The organism is Streptomyces sp. H27-H1 (genome assembly GCF_026627445.1).
Taxonomy (GTDB): domain Bacteria; phylum Actinomycetota; class Actinomycetes; order Streptomycetales; family Streptomycetaceae; genus Streptomyces.
In genome coordinates this window covers 151,661-172,134 of the sequence record NZ_JAPNLJ010000008.1, presented here as the reverse complement: position 1 = coordinate 172,134, position 20,474 = coordinate 151,661, and the positions used below count along the sequence as shown (strand labels likewise).

Here is a 20,474-nt window from a genome sequence, read left to right as displayed (position 1 = left end):
GCCGGAGCCGTTGGCGACACCGGCGCCGGAGGACCTTCTCCCCGCCCGGTGCGACCAGCACGGAGGCGTGGGAGCGTCCCACCGGCATCTGCGTGCCCTTGTAGTCGATCACCTCCCGGGCGCCGCCCTCAAGCTGGTACTGATCAACGCGACGATCGGCGGGGTCGCGCTGGTCGCCGAAGCCCTGGAGCTCGGCTCCGCGTTGGGTCTGCCAGAGGAGCTGCTGCGCTCGGAGCTGGCCCGCGGGCCGCTGGCCGGGGCGGTGGACAGGGCCTACGCCGAGGGCTCCCACTTCTCCGTGGCGCTCGCGGCCAAGGCCGCGGACCTGGCCCGCGGCCAGGCCGAGTTGCCGGTCCTGGCCGCGGTGCACGCCGTACTGACGGGCCGCCCGGAACTAGCCGCCCACGACCTGTCGGCCCTGCGCCCGGTCCGCTGACGGCCTGCCGATGGTGGCGAGCCCGGACTGCGCGGTGTGCCAGGCCGAGGTGACCGCGCCGTGGGCCACGGCCGTCGCCTCGGCGAGGCCCTCCGGCAGGAACAGGGGCGCGCCCACGTGGACGTGTACGCGTGGGCGACGGACCGGGGCCGTGAGGACTCCGGCGAGCTGTTTGGCCGTCGTCCCCGAGCTCACCCGGCGGGCGCCCGCCTGACCGACGGGGCGGACGGGTGCTCCCGTGGCCAGGGCGAGACGGGCCAGACCGCTACGGAAAGGCAGGGGCGCGGCTTCCCCGGAGTCCCGGCGGTCGGGGATACGGCCCTCGCCGTACATCAGCACGCACCGCCCCGCCGCCAGCGCCTCGGCGGCGTCGGCGAGCGAGCTCGCCGCGCGGGCCGTTCCCCGGTGGACCGGGATGTGCCCTTCGCGGGCGAGCGCGCCTCCGAGTACGGGGACCCGCCACAGGCCTGCGGTGGCCATGATCACCGGGTCGATGCCGAGCCGGCGCAGGGCGGCGACCACGAGGACCGGGTCGGCCAGGCTGGTGTGGTTGGCCGCCAGGATGGTCCCGCCCACGACGGGGAGCGAAGGAGTCTCGGAGACGGTCATCCGCCCGAACATCTGGGCCAGGGCGGCGGCGACATGGCTGATCATCGAATCGAACCTCCGGGGTGCGCGGTCTTCGTGTACCCCAGCCTGTCGCCCGGCGCCCGGTCCGGCATGAGTCCGGCTACTCAACCCGTCTGGGTACGTGGCCCAGGAGGCCCGGGCCCGAGACGGCCTAGTGCTGTGGCCGGAAAGGTTCACCGTGTCGCGGCGCCCGGCACGGCACCTCGCGGCGTTGTCGGACCGGGCAAGTACGTCCAGTACGAGCCTCGGCCCTCCGCCTTGCGATGCACCGCACCGGACACCGCGACCCGGCAAACCTTCCCGGCCACAGCACTAGCGGCTACGGATCAGGGTTTGCGGGGCGCCCGCCGACTGGGAACCTTCCGACTCGATCGTCAGCCGGTCGGGCTTCGCCATGGTCAGCACGTAGAGGTGGTCCGCGGGACAGGCGAAGGTGGCCGCAGGGTCGGTCGGATGGCTGGTCACTGATGCGAAGACGGCCCTGTCCCCGCTCGTCTGCCGCAGTTCCAGGGCCTCCGTGCACCCCAGGTTCCGCCCGGTGGCGCTCTCCTTCACATCACTGACCTGCCGGCCCACGAGGTCTCCCACGCCCCCGCGTTGAGCGTCACCGTGACGGAGAACCCGCCCGTCCTGGCCCGCGAGACTCCGTCCGCGCCGGGTGTCCCTGGCCCGGTGCCGGTCCAGGTACCGACCCATGACCGCGGCATCGGCGACGCGGGCGGGGCCGCGGCTCCGTCCCCGGGTCCGCCCCACGGCAGCTTGATCGCGAGGGTGGCCGCGGCGACGAGGACGGCGGCGCCTACGGCCGCTCCCGCCACCCGGGCCCGCGTCCTCTCCCGGCGGGAACGGGTTGGGGCACCGGCGGCGTCTCCGGAGCCGTCGAGGGGGGCCTCTGCGGCATGGGAACGGGCGCGGCGAGCGGCTGGGACGCGGCGAGGAGACTGCGCAGTTCGGCTTCCCGGTGGTTCACGTCCGCCGCCAGGGCCGGTGGCACGGCCCCGCTCCACTGCTCCCCCGTCGCGCCGACCCGTGCCAGCACCTCATCGGCGGTCGGGCGCCGCTGCGGCTCCTTGGCCAGGCACTGCTCCAGCAGGGGGCGGAGCTCCTGCGGAACGTCGTCGAGGAGGGGCTCGCCGTGCACGATCCGGTAGAGCAGGCCGGGTAGTTGGAGCTCCTCGCCCCGGGCCAGGAAGGGACTGCGGCCGGTGGCCGCGTACACGAGGACCGCTGCGAGCGAGAACACGTCGGCCGGGGCCTCGGCCACGGTTCCGGTCGCCTGCTCGGGCGCGAGGCAGCCGGGCGTGCCGATGACCGCGCCCGTCCGGGTGTGGCGCGGGTCGCGAACGGCGCGGGCGATGCCGAAGTCGATGAGGAAGGGCCGCTCGCGGCCGAGGAGCACGTTCGCCGGCTTGATGTCGCGGTGGACCACATCCGCCGCCCGTACGGCCACGAGCGCGGCCGACAGTTCCCGGGCCAGGCACCAGAGGGCCGGCGTCGTGAGTGGTCCGTGCCGGTGCACCCATTCGCCCAGTGACGGCGCGGCGACGTATTCGGTGGCGAGCCACTGCGGGGACGTACCCGCAGCGCTGAAGTCCACGACCGAGACCGTCCACGGGGAACGTACGCGGTCGTTGGCGCGCATCTCCCGCGCGAAGCGGTCGGCGAAGTCGGGATCCCGGCTCAGTTCCCGGTGGACGGTCTTCAGGGCCAGTGGCCGCCCGGAGGCCGCCCGGGCCAGGAAGACCTCGCCCATACCGCCCTCGCCGAGGCGTGCCAGCAGGCGGTACCCGCCGATCTCCGGCGCGTCGCCGGGCCGCAGTGACTCCACCGACTCCCCCTGTTTCCAAGGCCGTTGTCCACGCGCGCAGGCGCCTGGACGGGCCGGTGGCGGACCACCTTGGAGGACTCCTTCGCGGGGCCGGATCGTCAGGACGACATGACGAACCGCAGGGCCGGGCCCGAGGCGGTCATCCAGTGGGTGACGCGGGCGAAGTCGTTGTAGTACAGCGTGTCGACGCCGGGCAGGGCGACCTCGATCGACTCGCCCGCGTTGCTGCCGGCCTTGCGGTCCTGGAGCCGGACGTACATGGACTTCGCCGGGGCCTCGTCCATGGGGCCGGTCAGGACCATCGCGGCGTACGCCTGCTTGCCCGGGGCCAGGGCGACGGCCGGCGCGGCCGGGTCGGCACTGTCCTCGAGCTCGGGTACCAGGGTGCGTGCGCCGCCGAGTTGGACGTGGGGAAAGCGGTAGACGTTGCAGGCCCTGGTGCCCGTGTTGGTGGCGGTGAGGAGGATGTGCCGGGGAGGGTTGCCCTTCGCGTCCTCGCTCGTGGCGGTGATCGTGAGATCGCCGTCGGCGCAGACGGAGGTGGCGCCGTTGTCGCCGGTGCCGGTCGCTCCGGGGCCCGGCGTCAGCGAAGGCGTCGCGCCGGGCGCCGACGCGTTCGGGGAGCCCGGGATGCTCGGCGTGCTCGGCGTGCTCGGCGTGGTGGCCTGGCCCGAGGGCTTGCGGTCGTCCGGGCGTTCGCCCGTGCTAGGCGAGCAGGCCGTGGAGGCGAGCAGCGCGGTGACCGTAGCGGCGCCGAGGACATGGGCCTTCCAGCTCCGGCGGCTTCTGCGGGCAGCGGCGTTCATGGTGTTCCCCCGTTGTCGGCCCTGGGCGGCCGCTGTCGACTCTCGATGACGGACGCGGACCTCGACGACCGCCTCCGACACCATGATCCCTGGTGCCGGCGCTCCAGCAGGCCCGCACGAGGTATCTCCCCTGGTCCGAGGAGCCTCAGACGCCGGTTGCGGACCACCTGCACGAACGGCACGCCGGGGCAGCTACCTCCTGGCGTACGACGCCTTCATGGGGCTGCTCACGGCCGACAGCGGCTCCCTCCTCCTACGTTCCAGCACCTCGCTCCAGGCCGTTGACCTTCGCCCGATTGACATGCATATGATCTTTCCATTCAGACGGGGGATGCATCATGTCAGGGGATTTCGCGCGGGAATGGGACCGTGAGCGCGCGGGCGTCACGGACCAGCACGCGGCAATGCGGTTGAACAGCGCGCCGACGGGGCCGTTCGCGCCGGGTGTGTCCGGTGACTTCGCCTCCACGCCCGCCGAGAAGCAGACGGCGGCGAACACCATCGAGTCCGAGCTGCAGCCGAGCACCAAGAAGGCGACGGAGCACGCGGACGACGCCACCGGAACGGCGCAGAAGGGCTTCGAGGGCTGGGACACGGCCGGCGCCCTGAAGAAGGTCTCGGACACCTGGGACCAGCAGGCGAGGAACCTGATGGGCCGGCTGTCCGGGGAGAAGACGGCGCTGCGCGGGGCCTCGGGGCTCTTCGTGCGCAACGACACCGGCCTGGGAAACCAGTTCCTGGTGTCGGGGTCGAAGCTGAACGGTCTGTAGGGGGCTGCGGTGCTGACGTATCACGAGGTCATGACCACGGACCTGGGCCTTTTGACGACCGCGTCGGCCAAGTGGGAAGCGATGGCGGGCGAGTTGAAGCGGGTCGAGACCCGCTACGGCGACACCGTCCAGAAGATCACGCTGGGCCAGACCTGGGCGGGCGCCAGCGCCGGCGCCGCGCAGTCGGGTTTCGCGGCGACGCGTTACGAGTACGCCGCTGCGCAGACCCAGGCCAAGGCGATCGCGAGCCTGCTGCAGGACGCCCACGCCGTGTTCACCGATCTCAAGTCGAAGCTCCAGAGCGCGCGCGACGACGCGGTCGCCGCCGGGATGACCGTCTCCGAGCAGGGGCACGTCGCCTTCGACTACGCCAAGCTCACCCCGGCCGAGCGCAGCGCCTACCACCACGACCCCGACGGCGAAGCCTCCATCCGTACGGCGGTCACCTCGTGGCAGCAGTACATCGACGACCGTGTGAAAGCCGCTTCCGAAGCCGATCAGCACGTGAAGATCGCCCTGGAGGCCGCTGTCGTGGACGGCAACCGCGATGCCTTCGGCAAGGGCGCCGACCAGAGCTTCGGCGGGTTCAACGCCCACCCCGAAGGCGACCTGGCGAAGGTGCCGGGGCCCCGGGCCAAGGACGCCGACGTGGGCACGAGGACCGACGGCTGGCACGCCGAGGGCTCCGCGTCGGCGACGGGGCCCGACGCGGGCGCCAAGGCCAGCGGACCGAAGTACGGCAAGGAGGGCTCGGCCAAGGCGTACGCCGACCTGGGCCACGCCACGGCGGAGGGATCCCTCACCAACGGGTCGATGCGGCTCTCCGGCGTCGCCGACGCCTACGCGGGGGCCCGGGCCAGTGCGAACGTGGGCATCACGGACAAGGGCCTCACGGGCAAGGCCGAGGTGTCCGCGGGCGGCCGCGGCCTGGCCGAGGGGCGCGCGGGATACGGGTACGTCGAGGGCTACGGCCGGGCCGAAGGGTTCGCGGGCGGCGAGGCGCAGGTCAGTGCCGGCGTCGGCCTGGAGGGCCTGAACGCCGGCGCGAAGGCGTTCGCGGGGGCGAAGGCCAGTGTCGCCGGGGGCGCCGAGGTCGCCGGCATCGGGGCCGGCGCCACTGCCGAGGGGTGGGCCGGAGCGGGCGCCGAGGCGAAGGTGACCTTCGGCAAGGGCGACGACGGGAAGTTCCACATCGGCACCAAGGTGGGCGTCGCCCTCGGACTCGGCGGGTCCGTCGGCGCGGAGTTCACCATCGACCCGGCGAAGGTGACCGACGCCGCGGGCGACGCGGCCGACGCGGTGGGGGATGCGGCCCATGCCGTCGGCGATGCGGCGGGCTCGGTCAAGGACACTGTCAGCAACTGGTTCGACTGACCCACGTTCCCGTGGGAGGAAAGAAGGAAAGCGCGAGATGCCCACGACACTGCCGGTACCGATCGAGTTCCGACTGCCGGAGGGCTGGCAACCGGCCCCTCCGGACGAGGTCGGTGCTCCGGGCGTGGCCTTCGTCGCGCTGCATCCGCGGCCGGATTCCGGTTTCACGGCCAACATCACCATCGACGGCGAGTACCGCCCGGACGCGGCGACGCTGGACGAGCTCGCCGACGCCTCGGTGGAACGCCTGCGCGAGGCCACAGAGTCCGTGGAAGTGACAAGCCGTCGCGATATCGGCCCCGAGGGCGCGCCGGGTCTGACCCAGCGGGTGACCTTCTCCGCGGTCGCGGGCGGAGTGCGGCGCGAGCTCGTCCAGTCGCACGTCTACCTGTCCATGCTGGACGTCGGCGACCCCCGCAAGCGTGCGGTGATCCGGATGGTGCTGACCGCCACCGCGGAGCAGCACGACAGCGTCCTCGGCGACTTCCAGGAGTTCCTGCGCACGGTGGGCCCGGACACGGCGGCGGGATCGTAAGGGCCACAGGGGCACATCGTAAGGGCCGCAAGGGCACAAGGGCCGAATCGGACGATCTTGTTCGACCGGCCGGATGTACCTAGGGTGGCGCCATGGGCCTCTTCGACAAACTCACCGGCACCAAGCACCCGGACAGCGGTGTCGCACCGCGCTCCGCCGAGGAGGTACGGGCGGCGCTGCTCGGGCTGTTCGGGCCGGACGCGCCGTACGTCGTGCGCGGCGGCGCCCCTGAGGGCGTGGACCTGGTGGCGGAGTGGCGGATCCGGGAGCCCGCGTGGCACACCTTCTTCGCCCGGACCCAGATGAGCCGGTTGCTCCAGATCCAGATGCGCCTGGACCAGGCCGCCCGGGAGGTCCGCACCGTCGACCGGCAGTTCGAGGTGACCTGGCTGGGCGGCACACCCCGGCTCGCCCTGTCCGCCGAGTACTCGCGGGGGCAGGTGACCACGGTGTCCCGACGGTGGAAGGTCGAGCGGGGGGCGGACGGCGCGCTCGGGGCCACGGAGGTGTTCCGCTTCGACACCTCGGAACTGAAGGACCCGCTGCGGGAAACGGTCCTCGGCGCGGGATGGACCTGGCGCGGCGTCGTCTTCGGGAAGCTCTGACCGCGGGCGCCGAACCCATGTGGCCGGATGGCGAGCCCCCCACCCCCGTGGGGGAGCTACGCTCCGGCCAGGGCCTCCCGTACTCCGCGCGTACCACCTCGTACCGACCTGACCGCCGGGGTCGACGAAACGCCGTCCGAGCGTCGTTCGGTGCCGTCCGTACCGTCCGCGCCCTCCGTACGTCGCGGGAACGATCACCACACTAGCGGCGGGAAGATCCCCTCCCCCATGGCAGCACGCGTCAGCAAGGGGACCGGACGCGCCACGGGGGGACCCTGCACGCCATGTTGGGGACAGCAGGCCCCTAACCCCCACGACGACCTGGTAATTCACGCTGGACTATGCTCGGCGGCTGTGGTCTCGCACGCACATCAGGGGACAACCTCCTCCGCCCTCACCCGTCTCAGCTTCAATGTCGCGCAGTTGGTCGGCATACCCCCGCAGGGATACGCCCACTTGCTGGGTCTGGCGCCGCAGCACCTCAACGACGACTTGTGCCGTACTCCCGCGGCGACGGGCATCCGGCTCGCGGCAAACGCTGGTACGGCACCACTCCCGCCGCCCTGCGCCGCGCCGGCCACGGCGGCGAGGCTCAGGCCGGGGTGTAGCCGCGCGCCCGTACGTGGTGCTGGGCGAGGCGGGTGAACGCGCTTGCGGCTGCGCTCCGATAGGCGTTCTCGCGTCCGAGGAGGGCGACGGTGCGGTGGGGCAGGGCCGGTTCGAGGGGGACCGGGGCGAGGTGGGGGTGGTCCTCGGTGACGGCGTCGGGCAGGACGGTCGCGAGTCCGGTGCGCTGGACGATCTCGGTGAGGGTCTGGACGGAGTTTGCCTCCACCGCGATGCGCGGCCGTACCCGGTGGGCGGCGAGGTAGGCATCGATATGTCCGCGGGTGGCGAAATCTCCGCTGAGCAGGGCGAGTTGACGGCCCGCCAAGTCGGCCACGGGCAGGGGCGGGTGCGGGCCGGGAGCAGATTCGGTGGCCGTGACGAGGCTGAGGGTTTCGGCGTACAGCGCGGTCGCGGTGATACCGGGCAGGTGGGGGCCCTCGAAGGCGATCCCGAGGTCGAGCTCGTCGGCGAGCAGACCGGCTTCGATGCGGTCCTGGGCCATGTCCTTGACGTCCAGGGTGATGCCGGGATGGCGGGCGTGGAGTTCCGCGGCCAGCGGTCCGACGAGGTAGGCGGTGAACGTCGGCGTCACGGCCAGCCGGAGGTGGCCCCTGGAGAGGTCGGCGACGTCGTGGACGGCGCGTTCGGCGGCCGCGAGCTCGCGCAGGGCCCCGCGGGCGTGGTGGACGTAGGTTTCACCGGCGTCGGTGAGGCGGACGCCGCGGCCGGTGCGGTCCAGGAGCTGCACGCCGACGGTGCGCTCGAGCTGCTTGATCTGCTGGGACAGGGTCGGCTGGGAGATCCGCAGCTCTTCGGCGGCGCGGGTGAAGCCGGCGTGTTCGGCGACGGCGAGCAGGTAACGCAGGTGACGCAGTTCCAGGGCCATGACATCAACTATAGATGGCATCTATAGGTGACATGGATAGTACGTCTTGGACGCTATAGGTCCAGGTCGTGCATGGTGGATCTCGTCAGGAACTCGCCGGCACGGGGTCGGCGGTCATCGAAGGGAGTGACTATGCACGACCTCATCGAGGGCGTCGCCCGGTTCAGGCGGGACGTCTACCCGGCCAAGGCGGAGCTCTTCGCCCACCTGGCGACGACCCACCGGCCGCGCACCCTGTTCATCGGCTGCTCCGATGCCCGCGTGGTGCCGGAGCTGATCACCCAGAGCGAGCCGGGCGAGCTGTTCGTCGTCCGGACGGCCGGCAACCTCGTGCCCGCCCACTCCCCCGGCCCGGACGGGGTGGCGGCCAGCATCGAGTACGCCGTCGCGGTCCTCGGCGTGAGCGACATCGTGGTGTGCGGGCACTCCGCCTGCGGCGCGATGACCGCCCTGGCCGAGCGGCACGACCTCAGCGACGCCCCGGCGGTCGCCGGATGGCTGCGCCACGCCGACGCCTCGCTCGCCCGTACCGCCGGCGAGGAGGACCCGCGGCGGGTCGATGCCTTGGTACGGGAGAACGTGCGCGCCCAGCTGGCGAACCTGGCCACCCATCCCTCCGTGGCCCGCGCCCTGGCCGCGGGGTCGGTGACCCTGCGCGGCTGGGTCTACGACATCCCGGGCGGCGGCGTCGAGGAACTCGACGGCTTCCGGCCGGCCTCCCCCGCGGCCTGAGCGCCACCACCCCGACCCGCCTTCCCCTCCCCCTCCGCCGCTCGCCCCGTGTTCTTCGGGTGTGCGGCCCACCCGAAAGGAAGCCCCCTCATGGTGCACGCACAGTTCGACAACACCGCACGTCTGGCCCTGGCCGCCAAGGCCGTGGACGCCAAGATCCGCGAGGACCTGACCTGGCAGCGGATCGCCGACGCCGCGGGCCTGTCGGTCGCCTTCGTCACCGCGGCCGTTCTCGGCCAGCATCCGCTGCCCAAGGTCTCGGCCGAGGCCGTGGCCGCCCTCCTGGGCCTGGACGCCGACGACGCGGTACTGCTGCAGACCATCCCGACCCGCGGCTCCGTCCCCGGCGGTGTCCCCACCGACCCGACGATCTACCGCTTCTACGAGATGCTCCAGGTCTACGGCACCACGCTGAAGGCCCTGGTGCACGAGCAGCTCGGCGACGGCATCGTCTCCGCGATCAACTTCAAGCTCGACGTGAAGAAGGTCGCCGATCCCGACGGCGGCGAGCGCGCGGTCATCACCCTGGACGGCAAGTACCTCCCGACCAGGCCTTTCTGACGGCCCGCGGGTCCCTGGACGGGCACAGCCGCGGACCGGGGGTCAGTGGTGGAGCCGGCGGCTCCAGTCCTCGGGTACCCGGCCGGCCGGGCCGGGGGCCGGCTGGTCGGCCGGGTGGCCGGACGGCGGGGTGAGCTGGGGGCCGGACTCGTACAGCTCGTTGCCGGCGTAGTCCCAGAACCAGTCCTCCTGCGGTTCGTAGCTCTGCACCACCGGATGGCCGGTGGCGTTCCAGTGGGCGGTGGCATGCCGGCCCGGGGAGGAGTCGCAGCAGCCGATGTTGCCGCACTGGGCGCAGCGCCGCAGGTGGAACCACCAGCCGCCCGCCGTATCGCAGTCGGTGCAGCCGTTGCCGGTGGGCGGGACGCTCGGGTCGACTCCGTCGATGGCGGTCATGGGGTCTCCTCGGGCTCGGGCTCGGATTCCGGCGCGGTCAGTGGGAGCAGGACCTGGAAGCGGGTGTCACCCGGGGCGGATTCGACCTGGAGGCTTCCGTGGTGCTTGCTGACGACGATCCGCCAGGAGATGTCCAGGCCGAGCCCGGTGCCCTCGCCGACGGGTTTGGTGGTGAAGAAGGGGTCGAAGATCCGGCTGCGGATGTCGGACGGGATACCGGGCCCCGTATCGCGGAACTCGACGAGCAGCCGGTCGCCCTCGCGTGCCGTGCGGACCGTCAGCGTGCCGTCCCGGCCCGTGCTCCCGATGGCGAAGACGGCGTTGTCGATGAGGTTGGTCCACACCTGGTTGAGCTCTGCGGGGTAGGCGGGTACGTCCGGTACGGAGCGGTCGTACTCCTTGACCACACGGATCCGGGGGCCGATCTTGCCGGAGAGCATCAGCAGGGTGCTGTCGAGGAGTTCGTGGACGTCCACGACCCGGTGCGGGGCCCGGTCGAGCTGCGAGTACTGCTTGGCGGCGTCCACGAGGTGGGAGATGCGGGTGGTGGAGTCGTCGATCTCGTCCATCAGCAGCTCGGTCTCGACCGTGTAGTTGAGCCAGCCGACGGCCCCCGGCAGGAGGTCCTCGGCCACGGTCGCCGCGACCTGCTCCAGCCAGTCGGTGTCCAGGCCGGCCTGGACGAAGACCGGTGCGATCCGCCAGCCCTCGGGGATACCGTGGTCCTCCAGCCAGTCGGCGAGTTCGTCCTCCCGGTCAGAGGCCTCCAGGGGGCTCAACGCCGTTGCCTTGGCGACGCGTTCGACGGTGCGTTCCTGGATCTCGATGAGTTCGGCGATCGCCTCTCGGGGGTAGTTGCCCTGGGAGATGTGCGCCAGCTTGTGCCGCATCTTGCCGACGCGTTCGCGCAGGGTGGCGGTGGCCCGGACGGCCGCCGCGGCCGGGTTGTTGAGCTCGTGGGTGAGCCCGGCGGACAAGGAGCCGAGGGCGAGCAGCCGTTCGCGCTGTCCGATGGCCTGCTGGGTGCTTCTGGAGCCGAAGAAGAGCCCTTCCAGCAGGTGCGCGGCCATCGGGAACCATTCGCGCATGACGTCCGCGAACGACTGCGCGGGCAGCACGAAGAACCGTGTCGGTTCGGTCACCCGCATCGAGTTGTTGTAGACCTGCGGCGCCCGGTCGCCCAGATAGGCCTGCATGGCGCCGGAGTACACCCCGCGCTGGGAGGTCCGGCCCACCTCCACGTCGTCGCCGCCGACCCGGCGGGACAGCACGACGGTGCCCTCGATCATGACGTAGAAGCAGGTCGCGGGGGCGCCCTCGGTGTACACGGGACCGGTGTCGAACCGCTCCACGCGCCCCTCGGCGCACAGCCGGCCGAGCTGCTCCGGGGAGAGTTTCTCGAAGAGGAAGAGGGAGCCGATCTCCTGGAGGGAGCAGGGCACGGCCTGCCCGCTCACGACTGCTCCAGGTACCGGTGGACGAGCATCACGGCCATGGCTCCCTCTCCGACGGCGGACGCGACCCGTTTCGCCGACCTGGCGCGCGCGTCGCCCGCCACGAACACGCCGGGCACGTTGGTCTCCAGGTGGTAGGGCGGCCGGTCCAGCTCCCACTGGGCGGGCGGCCGCCCGTCCGGGGTGAGGTCGGGGCCGGCCAGGATGAAGCCGTGGTCGTCGCGCAGGACCGTACCGTCCAGCCAGTCGGTGAGGGGGGCCGCGCCGATGAAGACGAACATCCACTGGGTGTCGACGAGGTCGGTCACGCCGGTGTCCACATCGCGCAGGGTCAGCTGCTCCAGGTGGCCGTCGCCGTGCGCCGAATCGACGACGGCGCGGGTCCGCACCGTGATGTTCGCGGTCTCCTCGATCTGCTGGATCAGGTAGTACGACATGGATGCCGTGAGGGAGTCCCCGCGCACCAGCAGCGTCACCGATTTGGCGCCTCGGGAGAGGTACACGGCCGCCTGGCCCGCGGAGTTGGCACCGCCTACGACGTACACGTCCTGCTCCAGGCACGAGGCGGCCTCGGTGAGCGAGGAGCCGTAGTAGACCCCGCGGCCGGTGAGGCCGTCGCAGCCGGGCGCCCCGAGCTGCCGGTAGGAGACACCGGTCGCCAGGATGATGCTCTGCGCGCCGATCGCCGAGCCGTCGGAGAAGCGGACGACGCGCGCCGCGCCGTTCACCTCCAGGCCCGTGACCTCGCGTGCGGTGAGGATCTCGGCGCCGAACCGGCCGGCTTGGCGGCGGGCGCGTTCCGTGAGCTGCGCGCCCGACACTCCGTCCGGGAAGCCGAGGTAGTTCTCGATGCGGGAGCTCTGCCCGGCCTGTCCGCCGGTCGCCGACCGCTCGACCAGTACGGTACGCAGCCCCTCGGACGCCCCGTAGAGCGCGGCGCCGAGCCCGGCCGGGCCTCCGCCGATCACGACGAGGTCGTAGAACTCTGCGGTCGGCGTGGTCGCGAGCCCCACGTGGGCGGCCAGGCCGGGTGCGTCCGGCTCGATCAGCACGGTGCCCGAGGGGGTGATCACCACGGGCAGCCGCTGTCCGTCGGCGCCGGCCGCCCGCAGCAGTCGCTGTCCCTCCGGCTCCTCGCAGGAGTACCAGCGGTACGGCACCTGGTTGCGGGCCAGGAACTCCCGCACGCTCGAGGAGGGGGCCGACCAGCGGTGTCCGATCACCTTGGTGGCGGGCACGGGCCGGTGGTCGCCGGCGCGCCAGGCGGTGAGGAGGTCGTCCAGGACCGGGTAGAGCTTCTCCTCGGGCGGGTCCCACGGTTTGAGGAGGTAGTGGTCGAGGTCGACGACGTTGATCGCGTCGATCGCCGCGTTGGTGTCGGCGTAGGCGGTCAGCAGGACGCGGCGCGCGCCCGGGTACACGGTCAGCGCCTCTTCGAGGAACTCGATGCCGTTCATCCGCGGCATGCGGTAGTCGGCCAGGATCACCGCGACCAGGTCACCTCGGAGCTTCAGCTCGCGCAGCGCCTCCAGTGCGGATTCACCCGACTCGGCGCGCACGATCCGGTACCCGGATCCGTAGCGTCGCCGCAGGTCGCGGGCGATGGCACGGGACACTCCCGGATCGTCGTCCACGGTCAGGATCACGGTCCGCGCCGTGTCGGCGACCTCTGTCATGGATCTCCCGCCCCGAGCGGCCTGGACCGGTGGCACGGCGAGCCGCCCGCACCCGTTTCCCGTCCATCCTAGGTTCGATCGTCCCGGTCCGCGCGGACGGGCGGACCGGCGCCCTGGCGGGCGGAAATTCCGTACCGCGATGACGGGAAGGGGCCCAGACTCCTCCCATGGCTGACATGGAGGCGTTCGGGGATGCGGTGACCGCGTGGGCGGCCGGTGACGCCGGCGGCCCAGGTGACGTGGGGGACGCCGGGCAGGCGGCCGGCGCGGCGCGCGAGCTTGCCGCGCGGCTGCCCGTGCGGACCGTCGTGCTGCTCGAAGGGGCGAGCGACGCCGAAGCCGTCGGCGCGCTGGCCGCGAAACGCGGCCGGAACCTGGCGGCCGAGGGGATCTGCGTCCTGCCGATGGGCGGTGCGATGAGCGTCGGGCGCTTCGCCCGGTTCCTCGGGCCGCAGGGCCTGGGCCTGCGGCTCACGGGACTGTGCGACGAGGCGGAACTCGGCTACTACGCGCGCGGCTGGGAAGGGGCCGGGGCGCAGCCTCAGGGGTTCTTCGTCTGCGCGGCCGATCTGGAGGACGAGCTCATCCGCGCACTGGGCGTGCCCAGGGTGGAGGAGCTAGTCCGGGTGGAGGGGGATTTCCGCGCCCTCGGGACCTTCCTGCGCCAGCCCGCACAGCGGGAGCGCACCGCGCAGCAGCAGATGCGGCGGTTCCTCGGTACGAAGAAGGGCCGCAAGATCCGCTACGGCCGCGTGCTCGTCGAGGCCCTCGACCCCGACCGGGTGCCGGCGCCGCTCGACGACCTGCTCGCGAGCCTCTGACCCGATACCGCCCGCGCCGGGTCGGACCAGGGGGCCCACTGCGTCCAAGTGCTCCAGGAAGAGGGCTGCCGCTTCCCCGCCCACCCGGACGCGGGCGGTCGGGTCGGCGGGATCCGGGGCGAAGAAGTCGTCGTGGCGGACGGCGGGACCGGCCGAGCGGCCGCTCGCGGTGGGGATGTGCTCCAGGTAGGGCCGCGTGTCGGCTTCGTAGGGGTTGACCGTGTCCGCTCCGCCCCACCGGATGCCGACCGGTACCCGTACGGCCTCCAGGCTCTCCCGGCTCACGAAGCCGCCGAGCCCGGGCGCCACCTGGAACACGGACCGTACCCGGGCATCGGGGAAATCGCCTCCGGCGCCGTCCACCGTACGCCGCGCGGCCTCGTCTTCCGGGTACTTCTTGCGCAGGGCCCCCATTGCGCCGGGGAACTCGGGGATCTACGGCATCGGCACGGCGCCCCGTGCGCAGGGCCCACGGCATCCGCGGGTCGACGCGGGCCCCGGCCAGCGCCGCCGCCGTGTAGCCGCCGAGGGAGAAGCCCGCCACGCCGACCGGGCCGAGGGGCTGTGGAGGGGCATGGCGCGATCGTAGAGAGGCGGTTGGGCTACCGTCCGGCCCGGACGGACACCGGGCCGCGGCGGATCAGCGCATCTTGAGTACGTGTCCGGGGGCGAGGGCGGCGGAGATGCGTTCGGCTATGACCTGGGCCGAGTTGCCCGCGGGGCTCTTGGGGCCCTGCGTCACCGTGACGGAGATCGCGAGCTTCTCCGCCGGCAAGTAGGCCTGGATGGCGGCGTAGCCGGAGAACGACGGATTCGTCAGGATCCAGTCGTTGACGACGATCACGCCCAGGCCGAAGTGGTGGGCCGCGGTATTGGTCAGGAGGCAGGCGCTGGCCGGGCAGGAGTCCGTCGGGTGGCCGAGGCCGATGGTGCCCGGGTCGAGCTGGGTCCTGAAGGACTTGGCGGACAGCAGCTCCCCGGTCCCGACGGCGCGCGCGGACCGGTCCAGATCGCAGATGTCCTGTACGAGGACGGCACCGGGGGCGGTGGTCCACGAGGGGTTCCAGAAGGTGGACTCCTCGTAGGTGCCGCGCTCGGAGGTGAAGGCGTGCAGTGCCGGTTCCGGGATCTGCGGGGTGTACTGGTTGCTGGTCTGGCTCAGCCCGAGCGGCCCGTACACACGTTCCTTCAGCAGCCGGTCCAGCGGAAGGCCGCTGATCTTCTCCAGCGCTTGGCCGAGCAGCGCGAAGTTGGCGTGCGAGTAACTCCAGTTGGTGCCCGGCTCGTAGAGGAGCGGCTTGCCGGTCGCGATGCCGATGACCTCGGCCGCCGTCCACGCGCGGAACGGCGCGGCCTCCAACTCGGCGACGAAGGCGGGGTCGGTGACGTAGTCGTGCAGGCCGGACGTGGAACTGCCCAGCATGCGCAAGGTGATCTCGGAACCGTGCGGAAGGTCAGGCAGCCAGCGGGCCACGGGGTCGTCGAGCGAGGCCTTGCCCTGGTCGACGAGTTGGAGCAGGACGGCGCCCATGTAGACGATGGCCACGGACCCCGTGCGGAAGTGCATGGACGGGTCGGCCGGGACTCCCGTCATGGATTGCCCGAGAGCCGTGGTGAGCACCTCGCGGTCACCGGAGGACACCTTCAGGACGACCGAGTTCAGGCCGAACTCCCGCTGAGCCTGCCGGGCGATGGTGAGGACCTTGCCGGCGTCGCCCTGGGCGGGGCCGGGAGAAGTGACGCATGCCCCCGGAGCCGCGGCGGCCGGCTCCGCGCCTGCGGCTGTCCCCGCCGGGAGGGCTGCGCCCATCAGACCGGCGATGCACAGCAAGACCGTACAAGTACGCCTCACCGTTCCAGTATGGGCGGGGGCGGCGTGCCGCGCATGCGGTGGGGCGGGAGCGGGCGGGCGGCTCCCGCTCGTGTCGGGGGCCCGGCCCACAGGAAGAGGACCATCATGACGAAACCCCTGGTCGCCATCACCGGTGCCAGCTCCGGCATCGGCGCCGCCACTGCCCGGCTGCTCTCCGGACAGGGCCAACCGCTCCTGCTGTCGGCCCGCCGGCTGGAGTTGCTGGAGGAGCTCGGCCTGCCGGACACCCCTGTGCCGGAAGGCCGACGCACCGACCGGGGAGCGGTCGAGGCGGCGGTCCGCGACGCCGGGGAACGGTTCGGACCCGTGGACGCCCTGGTCGACAACGCCGGCTCCATGCTGCTCGGCCGCATCGCCGATCAGCCGGTGGAGGAGTGGGGCGCATGATCGGCCTCAACGTCAAAGGGTTGCTCTACACCAGCCGCCAGCCGAGCTGTCCTGCCCGGCATGATTTCCCGGGGCGGTGGCACGATCGTCGACGTCAGCTCCGTCGCCTTCCGCAAGGTCTTCCCGCACCATGTCGCCTACGTCGGCACGAAGTTCGCCGTACACGCCATGTCCGAGAACCTGCGCGAGGAAATCGCCTCCTCGGGCGTCCGCGTGGTGACCATCGCCCCGGGCGCCGTGGAGACCGAGCTGCCCTCCCACACCAGCGACGAGCGGATCAGGACCGACTACGAGGCGTTGGAAGAAGTCCGCCGGCGGCGCCCTGGACCCCCAGGGCGTCGCGTAGGCGATCGCCTACGCCTACCGGCACCCGCCGAACGTGACCATCCGCGAGATCGTCCTCGCATCCACGGGCCAGGAGGCCTGATCCACGGCTTTCGCTGACCGGGCGGCGGGGTGCCCTGCTACGAGCACCGCCCTCCCCCGCCGTCCGACCTCGCCGGTGCTGCCACGCCCCGGTCGGCGGGGCAGTCCGCCGCCCCGGCGACTGAGCAGGCCCGCGAGCTGACCGCACTCCTGCCCGGGCACGCCGCCCCGGCGGCGAACCGGAACGAACCCAGGTGAACCGGGCACGCGTTCCCTCGAATCCACACCTGCCGGTCATTCACATCGCCAGAAGTGCCTCACGAGGACTTCCAGAGCCATGTGATGTGTGCCATGTTACATCGCACACTGCATAGCCGTGTACACGACAGAGTTGAATTCCCCGCCAACTCCCGTCGACGTCACGGCCCGCACCCCACATTCGCCGCGTCGCCAGCGCGGCCGCAGACCGGCCGGAGGCCCACCCCTCATGCGAAGTTCCCCCACGACCAAGGGCCGAGTCCGGCCCTTCATAGCCACCCTGGCCTGCTGTCTGGGCCTGACGATGCTCGCCCCCGTCGGCCAGGCCTTCGCGCGCGAGCCGAAGCCCGCCGCTCCCGCACCGGCCTTGAAGTCGGGCGCAGCCCCGCAACCCTCGACCGAGACCGCCGCGGCCGCCGCGCTCAGAGCCGAGCACGCCGCACGCCCGGACTCCGACCTGTCCGAGCGCGCCCCGCTCCGGGCCGCGGAGGAGCCCGCGCGCACCGAACAGCGCTCTTCCAAGGCCCAGTTGGCGCCCGGATCCACGGCCGCTGCCGAAGCCGTCGCCGCGGCCTGCAACGTCGCGGACTTCACCTCGAAGACCGGGGCGGCACTGGTCCAGCAGATCAAGGCTTCCGAGATGGACTGCGTGAACACGCTGTTCCAACTGAAGGGCCCCGACGCGAAGGCCGCCTTCCGTGAGGCGCAGATGGTCTCGGTGGCCGATGCCCTGCGCACCTCGGCCGCCACCTACCCTGGCAACAACACCACTTCCACCGGGCAGCTCGTCCTCTTCCTGCGCGCCGGGTATTTCGTGCAGTGGTACAACGAGTCCACGGTCGGCTCCTACGGGCCTGCCCTGAAGAGCTCGATCCGGGGCGCCCTGGACGGCTTCTTCGCCGCGCCGCGCGCGGCCGACGTGACCGAGGCCAACGGCTCGACCCTGTCCGAGGCCGTCGTCCTGATCGACAGTGCCCAGGAGAACGCGCGCTACCTCAGCGTGGTCAAGCGTCTGCTCTCCGGCTACAACTCCTCGTACGACGGCTTCTGGTCGATGGTCGCGGCGGTCAACAACGCCTACACCGTCCTGTTCCGCGGCCACCAGACCGCCGAGTTCCTGCCGGCCGTACAGGCCGACCCCAGCATCCTCACGGTGCTGCGCGACTTCGCCGTCACCCACGACGCCCTCCTCGGCACCGACAAGGCCTACCTGACGGCCAACGCCGGCCGGGAACTGGGCCGCTTCCTCCAGCACTCGGCGCTCCAGGGGACCGTACGGCCGCTCGTCAAGCAGCTGCTGGACCGCACCGCGATCACCGGCCGGACCGCTGCGCTGTGGGTGCCGCTCGCCGAGATGACGTCCTCGTACGATGCGGCCAACTGCTCCTCCTACGGCACCTGTGACCTGCCTGCGCGGGTACGCGCCGCGGTCCTGACGGTCAACCACACCTGCAGCCCGAGTCTGCGGATCGTCGCGCAGCGGATGACCGCCGCCGAGCTCGGTGCGAGCTGCACCAGTCTGGCCAACCAGGACGCCTTCTTCCACAACGTGGTCAAGGACGGCGGCCCGGTCGCGAACGACAAGAACACCGCTCTGGAAGTCGTCGCCTTCGACTCCAGCTCCGACTACCAGACCTACGCCGGCCTCATCTTCGGAATCAGCACCGACAACGGCGGCATGTACCTGGAGGGCGACCCGGCGGCCACCGGGAACCAGCCGCGGTTCATCGCCTACGAGGCGGAGTGGGTCCGGCCGGAGTTCCAGATCTGGAACCTCAACCACGAGTACACCCACTACCTCGACGGCCGTTTCAACATGTACGGCGACTTCGACTCGGGTATGACGACCCCGACCGTGATGTGGGTCGAGGGCTTCGCGGAGTACATCTCGTACTCGTACCGCAATGTCACCTACGACCGTGCCGTCACCGAGGCGGCCAAGAACACCTACAAGCTCAGCACGCTGTTCGACACCACCTACGACAACTCCGACTCCACCCGCGTCTACCAGTGGGGCTACCTGGCCGTCCGCTACCTGGTCCAGTCGCACCCGCAGGACGTGACCACGCTGCTCGGCCACTACCGCACCGGCAACTGGGCGGCCGCCCGCACCCTGCTCACCTCAACCATCGGCACCCGCTACGACGCGGACTTCGCCGCCTGGCTGGTCAAGTGCGCCGCCGGGGAATGCGGTGGCACCACCACTCCGCCGGCCAACAAGGCCCCGGTGGCGGCGTTCACCGCGTCGGTGAACGCCCTGGCGGTCGCCTTCACCGACGGCTCCACCGACGCGGACGGCACCATAGCCTCCCGCTCCTGGACCTTCGGTGACGGCACCGGCTCCACCTCCGCCAACCCGGCCAAAACCTATGCCGCGGCCGGCACCTACACCGTGACGCTCACCGTCACCGACAACAAGGGCGCCACCGCCACCACCAGCAAGGCGGTCACCGTCGGAGCCACCGGCCCGGCCGAGTGCACCAACGCGGACATCCGAGTGCTCGGCGACAACTGCCTGCGCTCCAACGTCTCGGCCACCACGGGCAACTACCGCTACTTCTACGTGAACGTCCCGGCCGGCACGGCCTCGCTGAAGATCTCCGTCTCGGGCGGCACGGGCAACGCCGACCTCTACTACAGCCCCACCACCTGGGCCACCACGGGCAACAACACCGCCCGCTCGACCCAGACCGGCAACACCGAAACCCTCACCATCAACAACCCGCCGGCCGGCTACGTCTACATCAGCCTGTACGCGGTCCAGAACTTCGCCGGAGTCACCGTCTCCAGCCGGTTCGGGGCGCCGCAGGCGGAGTGCACGGCCGCCGACACCCGGGTGCTGGGCGCGGACTGCCTGCGCTCCAACGTCTCGGCCACCACGGGCAACTACCGCTACTTCTACGTGAACGTCCCGGCCGGCACCACCTCCCTCAAGATCTCCGTCTCGGGCGGCACGGGCAACGCCGACCTCTACTACAGCCCCACCACCTGGGCCACCACGGGCAACAACACCGCCCGCTCGACCCAGACCGGCAACACCGAAACCCTCACCATCAACAACCCGCCGGCCGGCTACGTCTACATCAGCCTCCACGCCGCCCAGGACTTCGCCGGAGCCACCGTCTCCAGCCGCTTCTGAGCCCGACCAGCCCGCCGGCCCCCACCCCTCCGGGGACGGGTGGGGGCCGGCGCCGTCCCCCGGGGCCGGGCCGGCCGCGGTCGTGGCCCGGTCGTGGCCCCGAGGTCGTCGACCGTGAGACCGTCCACGACCAGGTCCCGGCCGCGGGAACAGGGAGTCGGGAGCCGCGGGTGGCAGACTCTCGGGGACGGCAGTGAGGAGTACCGGTGAGAGCGGATCCGCGAGGCACGGGGCGCGGCGGCAGCCATGGGGGCGGGCGCGCCGACGGAGTCGGTGAGGTGCGGCGGGATTCCGGCATCGGGCCCTTCGTGATCAACGGTCCGGCCAGGCCC

Annotated in this window: 18 protein-coding genes and 1 pseudogene; 10 read left to right on the top strand and 9 right to left on the bottom strand. The window is 71.7% G+C overall.

From position 1 onward, the window contains the following. Window positions 1-67 precede the first annotated feature (67 nt). Window positions 68-436, top strand: a complete 369-nt coding sequence (locus OTB20_RS11420) for a hypothetical protein (protein ID WP_267816956.1) — start codon at window positions 68-70, stop codon at window positions 434-436. Here the strand turns inward: OTB20_RS11420 and OTB20_RS11415 are convergent. From OTB20_RS11415 to OTB20_RS11400, 4 genes are all read right to left on the bottom strand, one after another. Continuing rightward, on the bottom strand, window positions 395-1,090 hold the full coding sequence (locus OTB20_RS11415) for a lysophospholipid acyltransferase family protein (RefSeq protein ID WP_267816954.1): 696 nt from the start codon (window positions 1,088-1,090) through the stop codon (window positions 395-397). The two genes, OTB20_RS11420 and OTB20_RS11415, sit on opposite strands and share 42 nt — an antisense overlap. Before the next feature lie 288 nt (window positions 1,091-1,378). After that, window positions 1,379-1,654 carry a hypothetical protein gene (locus tag OTB20_RS11410; protein WP_267816952.1) on the bottom strand — a complete coding sequence of 92 codons (276 nt, stop codon included), beginning with the start codon at window positions 1,652-1,654 and terminating at the stop codon, window positions 1,379-1,381. 211 nt (window positions 1,655-1,865) lie between these two features. Next, window positions 1,866-2,894, bottom strand: coding sequence for a serine/threonine-protein kinase (locus tag OTB20_RS11405; RefSeq protein ID WP_267816951.1), 1,029 nt, complete (start codon window positions 2,892-2,894; stop codon window positions 1,866-1,868). Window positions 2,895-2,992: 98 nt separating this feature from the next. Continuing rightward, window positions 2,993-3,700 (bottom strand): DUF4232 domain-containing protein, encoded by a 708-nt coding sequence (locus tag OTB20_RS11400; RefSeq protein ID WP_267816950.1) that lies wholly within the window; start codon window positions 3,698-3,700, stop codon window positions 2,993-2,995. Between the two features lie 338 nt (window positions 3,701-4,038). Between OTB20_RS11400 and OTB20_RS11395 the strand changes: the two genes are divergently transcribed. The 4 genes from OTB20_RS11395 (at window position 4,039) to OTB20_RS11380 (ending at window position 6,984) form a co-directional block, all read left to right on the top strand. Beyond that, entirely contained in the window at window positions 4,039-4,470 is a 432-nt protein-coding gene (locus OTB20_RS11395) for a hypothetical protein (RefSeq protein WP_267816948.1), read from the top strand. A 30-nt stretch (window positions 4,471-4,500) separates the two neighbouring features. Beyond that, window positions 4,501-5,844 carry a hypothetical protein gene (locus tag OTB20_RS11390; RefSeq protein ID WP_267816946.1) on the top strand — a complete coding sequence of 448 codons (1,344 nt, stop codon included), beginning with the start codon at window positions 4,501-4,503 and terminating at the stop codon, window positions 5,842-5,844. A 37-nt stretch (window positions 5,845-5,881) separates the two neighbouring features. Then, complete coding sequence (locus OTB20_RS11385; RefSeq protein ID WP_267816944.1) at window positions 5,882-6,379, top strand: hypothetical protein; 498 nt, start codon at window positions 5,882-5,884, stop codon at window positions 6,377-6,379. A 92-nt stretch (window positions 6,380-6,471) separates the two neighbouring features. Continuing rightward, window positions 6,472-6,984 (top strand): hypothetical protein, encoded by a 513-nt coding sequence (locus tag OTB20_RS11380; protein WP_267816942.1) that lies wholly within the window; start codon window positions 6,472-6,474, stop codon window positions 6,982-6,984. Window positions 6,985-7,576: 592 nt separating this feature from the next. On the opposite strand, the gene cynR is transcribed toward OTB20_RS11380, so the two are convergent. Next, window positions 7,577-8,479 carry a transcriptional regulator CynR gene (cynR, locus tag OTB20_RS11375; protein WP_267816940.1) on the bottom strand — a complete coding sequence of 301 codons (903 nt, stop codon included), beginning with the start codon at window positions 8,477-8,479 and terminating at the stop codon, window positions 7,577-7,579. 132 nt (window positions 8,480-8,611) lie between these two features. Here cynR and OTB20_RS11370 point away from each other — a divergent pair, with 132 nt between their 5' ends. After that, on the top strand, window positions 8,612-9,211 hold the full coding sequence (locus tag OTB20_RS11370; RefSeq protein WP_267816938.1) for a carbonic anhydrase: 600 nt from the start codon (window positions 8,612-8,614) through the stop codon (window positions 9,209-9,211). Between the two features lie 90 nt (window positions 9,212-9,301). Further along, on the top strand, window positions 9,302-9,772 hold the full coding sequence (gene cynS, locus OTB20_RS11365; RefSeq protein ID WP_267816936.1) for a cyanase: 471 nt from the start codon (window positions 9,302-9,304) through the stop codon (window positions 9,770-9,772). Window positions 9,773-9,814: 42 nt separating this feature from the next. Here cynS and OTB20_RS11360 read toward each other — a convergent pair whose 3' ends face one another. Genes OTB20_RS11360 through OTB20_RS11350 form a run of 3 tightly spaced genes read right to left on the bottom strand, consistent with a single transcriptional unit; the run spans window position 9,815 to window position 13,298 of the window. Further along, window positions 9,815-10,168 (bottom strand): UBP-type zinc finger domain-containing protein, encoded by a 354-nt coding sequence (locus tag OTB20_RS11360; RefSeq protein ID WP_267816934.1) that lies wholly within the window; start codon window positions 10,166-10,168, stop codon window positions 9,815-9,817. After that, complete coding sequence (locus OTB20_RS42410) at window positions 10,165-11,625, bottom strand: ATP-binding protein (protein ID WP_324290358.1); 1,461 nt, start codon at window positions 11,623-11,625, stop codon at window positions 10,165-10,167. Before OTB20_RS42410 ends, OTB20_RS11360 begins: the two co-directional genes overlap by 4 nt. Further along, the gene (locus OTB20_RS11350) at window positions 11,622-13,298 is read right to left on the bottom strand and encodes an FAD-dependent oxidoreductase (protein WP_267816932.1); all 1,677 of its coding nucleotides are present in this window, start codon (window positions 13,296-13,298) and stop codon (window positions 11,622-11,624) included. Before OTB20_RS11350 ends, OTB20_RS42410 begins: the two co-directional genes overlap by 4 nt. Window positions 13,299-13,465: 167 nt before the next feature. On the opposite strand from OTB20_RS11350, the gene OTB20_RS11345 reads away from it, so the two are divergent. Then, a complete protein-coding gene (locus OTB20_RS11345; RefSeq protein WP_267816931.1) occupies window positions 13,466-14,119 on the top strand; it encodes a TOPRIM nucleotidyl transferase/hydrolase domain-containing protein in 654 nt (217 codons plus the stop codon). Between the two features lie 640 nt (window positions 14,120-14,759). Here the strand turns inward: OTB20_RS11345 and OTB20_RS11340 are convergent. Beyond that, the gene (locus OTB20_RS11340) at window positions 14,760-15,929 is read right to left on the bottom strand and encodes a serine hydrolase domain-containing protein (RefSeq protein WP_267816929.1); all 1,170 of its coding nucleotides are present in this window, start codon (window positions 15,927-15,929) and stop codon (window positions 14,760-14,762) included. 51 nt (window positions 15,930-15,980) lie between these two features. On the opposite strand from OTB20_RS11340, the pseudogene OTB20_RS11335 reads away from it, so the two are divergent. Both OTB20_RS11335 and OTB20_RS11330 read left to right on the top strand, forming a co-directional pair. Next, window positions 15,981-16,823, top strand: a pseudogene (locus OTB20_RS11335) (SDR family oxidoreductase). A gap of 409 nt (window positions 16,824-17,232) precedes the next feature. Continuing rightward, on the top strand, window positions 17,233-20,142 hold the full coding sequence (locus OTB20_RS11330) for a collagenase (RefSeq protein ID WP_267816928.1): 2,910 nt from the start codon (window positions 17,233-17,235) through the stop codon (window positions 20,140-20,142). Window positions 20,143-20,474: the final 332 nt, after the last annotated feature.

Bases quoted from the DNA above. Each gene is read 5' to 3' on its own strand.
- cynS (WP_267816936.1), top strand. From the start codon at position 9,302: ATGGTGCACGCACAGTTCGACAACACCGCACGTCTGGCCCTGGCCGCC.
- OTB20_RS11340 (WP_267816929.1), bottom strand. From the start codon at position 15,929: ATGGGCGCAGCCCTCCCGGCGGGGACAGCCGCAGGCGCGGAGCCGGCC.
- OTB20_RS11330 (WP_267816928.1), top strand. From the start codon at position 17,233: ATGCGAAGTTCCCCCACGACCAAGGGCCGAGTCCGGCCCTTCATAGCC.
- OTB20_RS11345 (WP_267816931.1), top strand. From the start codon at position 13,466: ATGGCTGACATGGAGGCGTTCGGGGATGCGGTGACCGCGTGGGCGGCC.
- OTB20_RS11390 (WP_267816946.1), top strand. From the start codon at position 4,501: ATGACCACGGACCTGGGCCTTTTGACGACCGCGTCGGCCAAGTGGGAA.
- OTB20_RS11415 (WP_267816954.1), bottom strand. From the start codon at position 1,090: ATGATCAGCCATGTCGCCGCCGCCCTGGCCCAGATGTTCGGGCGGATG.
- OTB20_RS11400 (WP_267816950.1), bottom strand. From the start codon at position 3,700: ATGAACGCCGCTGCCCGCAGAAGCCGCCGGAGCTGGAAGGCCCATGTC.
- cynR (WP_267816940.1), bottom strand. From the start codon at position 8,479: ATGGCCCTGGAACTGCGTCACCTGCGTTACCTGCTCGCCGTCGCCGAA.
- OTB20_RS11350 (WP_267816932.1), bottom strand. From the start codon at position 13,298: ATGACAGAGGTCGCCGACACGGCGCGGACCGTGATCCTGACCGTGGAC.
- OTB20_RS11395 (WP_267816948.1), top strand. From the start codon at position 4,039: ATGTCAGGGGATTTCGCGCGGGAATGGGACCGTGAGCGCGCGGGCGTC.
- OTB20_RS11370 (WP_267816938.1), top strand. From the start codon at position 8,612: ATGCACGACCTCATCGAGGGCGTCGCCCGGTTCAGGCGGGACGTCTAC.
- OTB20_RS11360 (WP_267816934.1), bottom strand. From the start codon at position 10,168: ATGACCGCCATCGACGGAGTCGACCCGAGCGTCCCGCCCACCGGCAAC.
- OTB20_RS11385 (WP_267816944.1), top strand. From the start codon at position 5,882: ATGCCCACGACACTGCCGGTACCGATCGAGTTCCGACTGCCGGAGGGC.
- OTB20_RS11380 (WP_267816942.1), top strand. From the start codon at position 6,472: ATGGGCCTCTTCGACAAACTCACCGGCACCAAGCACCCGGACAGCGGT.